Source organism: Streptomyces sp. NPDC020362 (genome assembly GCF_040642095.1).
GTDB lineage: Bacteria > Actinomycetota > Actinomycetes > Streptomycetales > Streptomycetaceae > Streptomyces.
Map to the genome: position 1 here is coordinate 1 of NZ_JBFAET010000316.1, position 6576 is coordinate 6576.

The 6576-nt window shown below is 71.5% G+C and carries 4 protein-coding genes; 3 read left to right on the top strand and 1 reads right to left on the bottom strand.

Going from position 1 to position 6576, the window contains the following annotated elements; genetic code table 11:
* Positions 1 to 60: 60 nt before the first annotated feature.
* Positions 61 to 1122, bottom strand: coding sequence for a M4 family metallopeptidase (locus AB0H32_RS45630; protein WP_361134771.1), 1062 nt, complete (start codon positions 1120 to 1122; stop codon positions 61 to 63).
* A 350-nt stretch (positions 1123 to 1472) separates the two neighbouring features.
* On the opposite strand from AB0H32_RS45630, the gene leuA reads away from it, so the two are divergent.
* The 3 genes from leuA (at position 1473) to AB0H32_RS45645 (ending at position 6447) form a co-directional block, all read left to right on the top strand.
* Positions 1473 to 3194 (top strand): 2-isopropylmalate synthase, encoded by a 1722-nt coding sequence (gene leuA / locus AB0H32_RS45635; protein WP_361134774.1) that lies wholly within the window; start codon positions 1473 to 1475, stop codon positions 3192 to 3194.
* 184 nt (positions 3195 to 3378) lie between these two features.
* Positions 3379 to 4074: a TerB family tellurite resistance protein gene (locus tag AB0H32_RS45640; RefSeq protein ID WP_361134777.1), complete on the top strand. Its 696-nt coding sequence runs from the start codon at positions 3379 to 3381 to the stop codon at positions 4072 to 4074.
* A gap of 297 nt (positions 4075 to 4371) precedes the next feature.
* Positions 4372 to 6447, top strand: a complete 2076-nt coding sequence (locus AB0H32_RS45645; RefSeq protein ID WP_361134781.1) for an MMPL family transporter — start codon at positions 4372 to 4374, stop codon at positions 6445 to 6447.
* The last annotated feature ends 129 nt before the right edge of the window (positions 6448 to 6576 follow it).

Consider the following 6576-nt stretch of genomic DNA (forward strand, 5'->3'; position numbering starts at 1 on the left):
GCCTGCGAAACCGCCCGTGCGCCGTACCTGAATACGCATGGGTCCCTGTCTAGTACGGAATCAGAGCGTCGGCACCCCGACCTGCTCCCACGCCTTCTGCACGGCCTGGAGTTCGTCGCCGGCGCCGAACCGCTCCCGGGCCGCCTTCACGGTCAGCGTCGCGAAGTCGGCGAACTGCGCGTCCGACTTCAGGTCACCGCCGGTCAGCACGTCGTACCAGATCTGCCCGGCCCTCTCCCAGGCATGGCCGCCGATCGCGGAGGCGGCCAGGTAGAAGGCGTGGTTCGGGATGCCGGAGTTGGTGTGCACCCCGCCGTTGTCGCGGCTCGTCCGGACGTAGCCGTCCATCGTCGCGGGCTGCGGGTCCTTGCCCAGGTTCGGGTCGTCGTACGCCGTGCCCGGTGCCTTCATCGAGCGCAGCGCCTCGCCGTGAATGTTCGGCCCGAGCAGCCCCGCGCCGATCAGCCAGTCGGCCTGGTCCGCACTCTGGCCCAGCGCGTACTGCTTGATCAGTGAGCCGAACACGTCCGACACGGACTCGTTGAGCGCTCCGGACTGGCCGTAGTACTCCAGGTTCGCCGTGTACTGGGTGACGCCGTGGGTCAGCTCGTGGCCGATCACGTCGATGGGGAGGGTGAAGTCGAGGAACAGCTCGCCGTCGCCGTCGCCGAACACCATCTGCTCGCCGTTCCAGAAGGCGTTGTCGTACTTCTCGCCGTAGTGGACGGTCGCGGTCAGTGGCAGTCCCGCGTCGTCGATCGAGTGCCGGCCGTAGACCTTGAGGTACAGGTCGAACGTGGCGCCCAGGCCCGCGTGCGCGCGGTTGACGGTCGCGTCCTTGGCGGGCTGGTCCTGCTCGGAGTGCACCTTCGTGCCCGGCAGGGTCTCGGTGTGGTGGGCGTCGTAGATGGTGCGGTTCGGCTTGTCGGACGGGGTGCCGGCGGGCGCGGCCGCGCCCCGCACCGCGGTGATCCTGCGCCGGGTGCGGTGCAGGGCGTCGTGTTCCAGGGTGCGCTGTGCGGCGTCGGCGACGGCTGGGTCCTCGTGCTGGGCCAGCCGGTCGAGGACGTGCGGCGGCACGATCGGGCAGAAGACGGGCTCAAAGCCCCCGTTGGTCGTCATGCCCGGCACCCTTGCACTGAGTTACTTCGGTGTCACTACCTGCGACCATGATTGGTGAAATAGGGTGACAATCCGGTGGCATGCCGCTCGCACTCCGTAGCGCGCGTGATATGGCGCACCATTTGTCCAATTTGTTCCATCGGTTCCGCATACTGATACAGGCCCACGCACCCGGCGCCCCTCGGCTAGGCTGCGGAGCATCATGCGTTTCGGGCTGCTTCTCCTTAGTTGCCGCGGCGAGGGCCTGTAGACAAGGCCGACTCCCTCCCCGCGGAGCTTTGGCGTTGCGTCGTCGGCCGTCCTTCCGGACACCGGACACAACCGGACATCTTCGAGGAGCCCACGCCATCATGGCCAACCGCCAGCAGCCCAGTTCCATGCCGATCCACAAGTACGGCCGCTACGAGCAGGTCGACATCCCGGACCGCACCTGGCCCGAGCAGCGCGTCACCGCCGCCCCCCGCTGGCTCTCCACCGACCTGCGTGACGGCAACCAGGCCCTGATCGACCCGATGTCCCCCGAGCGCAAGCGCCGGATGTTCGACCAGCTGGTCAAGATGGGCTACAAGGAGATCGAGGTCGGCTTCCCCGCCTCCGGCCAGACCGACTTCGACTTCGTACGCTCGATCATCGAGGAAGAGGGTGCGATCCCCGAGGACGTGACGATCTCCGTCCTGACCCAGGCCCGCGAGGACCTGATCGAGCGGACCGTGGAGTCCCTGAAGGGGGCCCGCCGGGCCACCGTCCACCTGTACAACGCCACCGCCCCGGTCTTCCGCCGGGTCGTCTTCCGCGGCTCCAGGGACGACATCAAGCAGATCGCCGTCGACGGCACCCGCCTGGTGATGGAGTACGCCGAGAAACTGCTGGGCCCCGAGACCGAGTTCGGCTACCAGTACAGCCCCGAGATCTTCACCGACACCGAGCTGGACTTCGCGCTGGAGGTCTGCGAGGCGGTCATGGACGTCTACCAGCCGGGCCCGGGCCGCGAGATCATCCTCAACCTGCCCGCCACCGTGGAGCGCTCGACCCCCTCCACGCACGCGGACCGCTTCGAGTGGATGCACCGCAACCTCTCCCGCCGCGAGTACGTCTGCCTGTCCGTCCACCCGCACAACGACCGCGGTACGGCCGTGGCGGCCGCCGAGCTGGCCCTGATGGCCGGCGCCGACCGCATCGAGGGCTGCCTGTTCGGGCAGGGCGAGCGCACCGGCAACGTCGACCTGGTCACCCTGGGCATGAACCTGTTCTCCCAGGGCGTCGACCCGCAGATCGACTTCTCCGACATCGACGAGATCCGTCGCACGTGGGAGTACTGCAACCAGATGGAGGTCCACCCGCGCCACCCGTACGTGGGCGACCTGGTCTACACGTCCTTCTCCGGCTCCCACCAGGACGCCATCAAGAAGGGCTTCGACGCCATGGAGGCCGACGCCGAGGCCAAGGGCGTCACCGTCGACGACATCGAGTGGGCGGTGCCGTACCTGCCGATCGACCCCAAGGACGTCGGCCGCTCCTACGAGGCGGTCATCCGGGTCAACTCGCAGTCCGGCAAGGGCGGTATCTCCTACGTCCTGAAGAACGACCACAAGCTGGACCTGCCGCGCCGGATGCAGATCGAGTTCTCGCGGCTCATCCAGGCCAAGACGGATGCCGAGGGCGGCGAGATCACCCCGAAGGAGATCTGGGCGGTCTTCCAGGACGAGTACCTGCCGAACCCGGACAACCCGTGGGGCCGCATCCAGGTCAGGACCGGCCAGTCGACGACCGACACGGACGGCGTCGACACCCTGACGGTCGAGGCCACGGTGGACGGCCAGGACACCGTCCTGACCGGCTCCGGCAACGGTCCGATCTCCGCCTTCTTCGACGCCCTGCAGTCCATCGGCGTCGACGTACGCCTGCTGGACTACCAGGAGCACACGATGAGCGAGGGCGCCTCCGCGCAGGCCGCCTCCTACATCGAATGCGCGATCGACGACAAGGTCCTGTGGGGGATCGGCATCGACGCGAACACGACGCGTGCGTCGCTGAAGGCGGTCGTCTCCGCGGTGAACCGCGCGGCCCGCTGACCGCTCTGACCGGCCGTTTCGGGGCCCGGACCGTCGTGTACGACGGTCCGGGCTCCGTCGCTTATCGGCCATCGCGCCCCCGAGGTCACAGAAAGGTCTCGTACGGGGTACTGACTCAGCCTCCGTGATGTGGCTAACATCACGCCAGCGCGGCGATGTTGCCGTGCGGTTACGGAGGTGCGACGTGCTGCCAGTACGGGGACGAGACGGCCGTGCCACCAGGGCTGTGCGCCTTCTGGGCACCCGCACCGCATGGACACCCGTGGGAGACGGCGAGTTCTTCTGCCCCGGCTGCGGAGGCGACCGCAACTACCAGCGGCTCACCGGGCGCCGCCGCTTCACCCTCCTCGGGGTGCCCGTGCTGCCGCGCGGGACGACCGGACCCGTCGTGGAGTGCGCGTCCTGCCGCCACCACTACGGCACCGACGTCCTCGACCACCCCACCACCCGGCGCTTCTCCGCGATGCTGCGCGACGCCGTGCACACCGTCGCCCTCGCCGTCCTGGCCGCGGGCGGCACCGGCTCCCGCACGGCCCTGGAGACGGCCGCCGGTGCGGTTCGCACGGCCGGCTTCGAGGACTGCTCCGAGGACCAGCTGGCCGCCCTGGTCGAGGCACTCGCCGCCGACACCGGCCGGGTGCTCGGCGGACCGTGCGGGGCGAGCCTCGCCATAGAGCTGCACGAGGCCCTCGACCCGCTCGCCCCCCATCTCGCCCCGGGCGGCCGTGAGGGCCTGTTCCTCCAGGCGGCCCGCATCGCGCTGGCCGACGGCCCCTACACCCCCGCCGAACGCGACGCCCTCACCACGATCGGCGCGGCCCTGACCATCTGCAGCGACGACGTGAACCGCCTGCTGGCCGCGGCACGCACACCGTCCTGACACCTGTCCGGCCGGGCGGCACGCGGTCCTGACGACTGTCCGGCGGGGCCGCGCGCGGTCCTGACACCTGTCCGGCCGCGCCGGACGCGGTCCTGACAGCCGTCCGGCCGGGGCGTACGCGGTCGACACCCGGCCGGGCCCCGCGCCGTCCTGATACTCCCCGGGGAGTACGGGCGCCGCCCGGACACCCGTGGCAGTACCCCCGAACTCGCCCCCACGCCCGACGAACACGGCCCGCCGCGGCGGAAGTCTGGAAGCCGTATCCAGACATCCGCTCCAGAGGGAGGGCCCGTTTCCATGGGGGCCGCGAGAACACGTGCGACAGGCGGGCGCCGAGGCCTGCCCTGGCTGGTGCTGGGCCTGTGGGTGGTCCTGCTGGCCGTGGCGGGGCCGTTCGCCGCCAAACTCACCGACGTCCAGCAGAACCGCGCGACCGACTATCTGCCCGCATCCGCCGACTCCACCCTGGCCGCCCGGCTCCAGGACCGGCTGCCGGGTGGCGAGAGCACCGAGCTGGTCCTCGTCTACCACCGCGCGGGCGGCCTCACCGCCGCCGACCGGACGACGGCGGGACGCCAGGTGGCGGCCGTCGCCCACCGCCACACCCTGACCACCACCCCCCGGGGCATCCCGTCCGCCGACGGCACCACGCTGATGTACCCGGTCGCCAGCAACGAGCCCGGCACCGACGAGAACAAGCGCGACACCTTCGTCGACGACGTCCGCCGGGTCGCCCACGGCCGGGGCGGCCTGACGGTCGAGGCGGGCGGGCCGGCCGCGCTCGCCACAGACGCCTCCGGGGTGTACGCCTCCCTCGGCGGACCCCTGCTCTACACCACGGTCGCCGTCGTCGCGATCCTGCTGATCCTCATCTACCGCAGCCCGCTGCTGTGGCTGGTCCCGCTCGTCGTCGCCGGTGTCGCCGACTTCCTCGCCCGGACGGCGGCCTACGGCCTCCACCAGGCCTTCGGCACCACCGTCTCCGGTCAGAGCGCGGGCATCATGACGATCCTCGTCTTCGGCGCCGGCACCGACTACGCCCTGCTCCTCGTCTCCCGCTACCGCGAGGAGCTACGACGCCACGAGCGGCCGTACGACGCGATGCGGGCCGCTCTGCGCGGCTGCGGGCCCGCCGTCCTCGCCTCCTCCGGCACGGTCGCCGCCGGGCTGCTGTGCCTGCTCGCCGCCGACCTCAACTCCAGCCGGGGCATGGGCCCGCTCGGCACGGTCGGCGTGCTGTGCGCGCTGGCCGCGATGCTGACCCTGCTCCCGGCCGTCCTCGTGCTGCTCGGCCGCCGGCTGTTCTGGCCGCTCGTGCCCGCCTACGGCAGCACGCCCAGGGAACGCCGGTCGCTGTTCGCGGCGATGGGCTCCTCGGCCGGGCGCCGCCCGCTGACCGTCCTCGCCTTTGGCGCCGTCCTGCTCGGCGCGCTCGCACTGGGCGTGCTGAACCTGCCGGGGCCGGTGAAGCAGCTCGACACCTTCGTCGACCGGCCCGACTCCGTCGCCGCCATGGACACCCTCGCGAAGGCCTTCCCCGAGCGCTCCGCGCAGCCCATCGAGATCCTCACCCCGGCGAGCCGCGCCGACGCCACGCTGGCGGCGGCCGAGCGCACCCGGGGAGTGGCGAGCGCGCAGCAGGGCCGTACCGGCGGAGGCTGGACCGAGATCTCGGTGACCGCGTCCGCCCCGCCCCAGTCCGCCGCCGAGACCGCCACCATCAAGGCGCTCCGGCACCGGATCGAGGGCTCCTACGTCGGCGGGCCCAGCGCCCAGCAGCTGGACCTGGAGGACACCAACGCCCGCGACCGGCTGGTCGTCGTACCGATCGTCCTGCTGTCCGTGCTGCTGATCCTGGTCGTCCTGCTGCGCTCCCTGGTCGCGCCGCTGATCCTGGTGGCCGCCGTGGTCGCCGTGTGGGGCGCGGCGCTCGGCGTCGGCGGGCTGGTGTTCGGACCGCTGTTCGGCTTCCACGGCACCGATCCGGGGCTCGGCCTGCTGTCCTTCGTGTTCCTGGTCGCCCTCGGCGTCGACTACGGCATCTTCCTGATGCACCGTATGCGGGAGGAGTCGCTGCGGGGCGTGGAGCCCGTCGAGGCCGCGCTGACCGCCCTGCGGACGACCGGCGGGGTCATCGCCTCCGCAGGCCTCGTCCTCGCCGCCACCTTCGCCGTGCTCACCGACATGGGTCTGGTCCCGCTCGTCGAGCTGGGCTTCGTCATCGCGGTCGGCGTGCTGCTGGACACCTTCCTCGTCCGCACCTACCTGGTGACCAGCGCGAGCGTGGCGCTGGGGCGGCGGGTGTGGTGGCCGGGGCGGCTGTCCGGGACGCCGTCCGCGGGCCCCGAGCGCGTCCCGGAACCCGTGGCCTGACCTCCGGGTGGGCCCAGCCGCGGGGCGGGCCACCCCCAAACGCACAGTTTAAAACGGGGGGGCGACACACACCCCCCGCCCCGCCCCCCCGGGCCGCCGCGGCCCCGACCCGCCGCGGCCGTGAGCGTT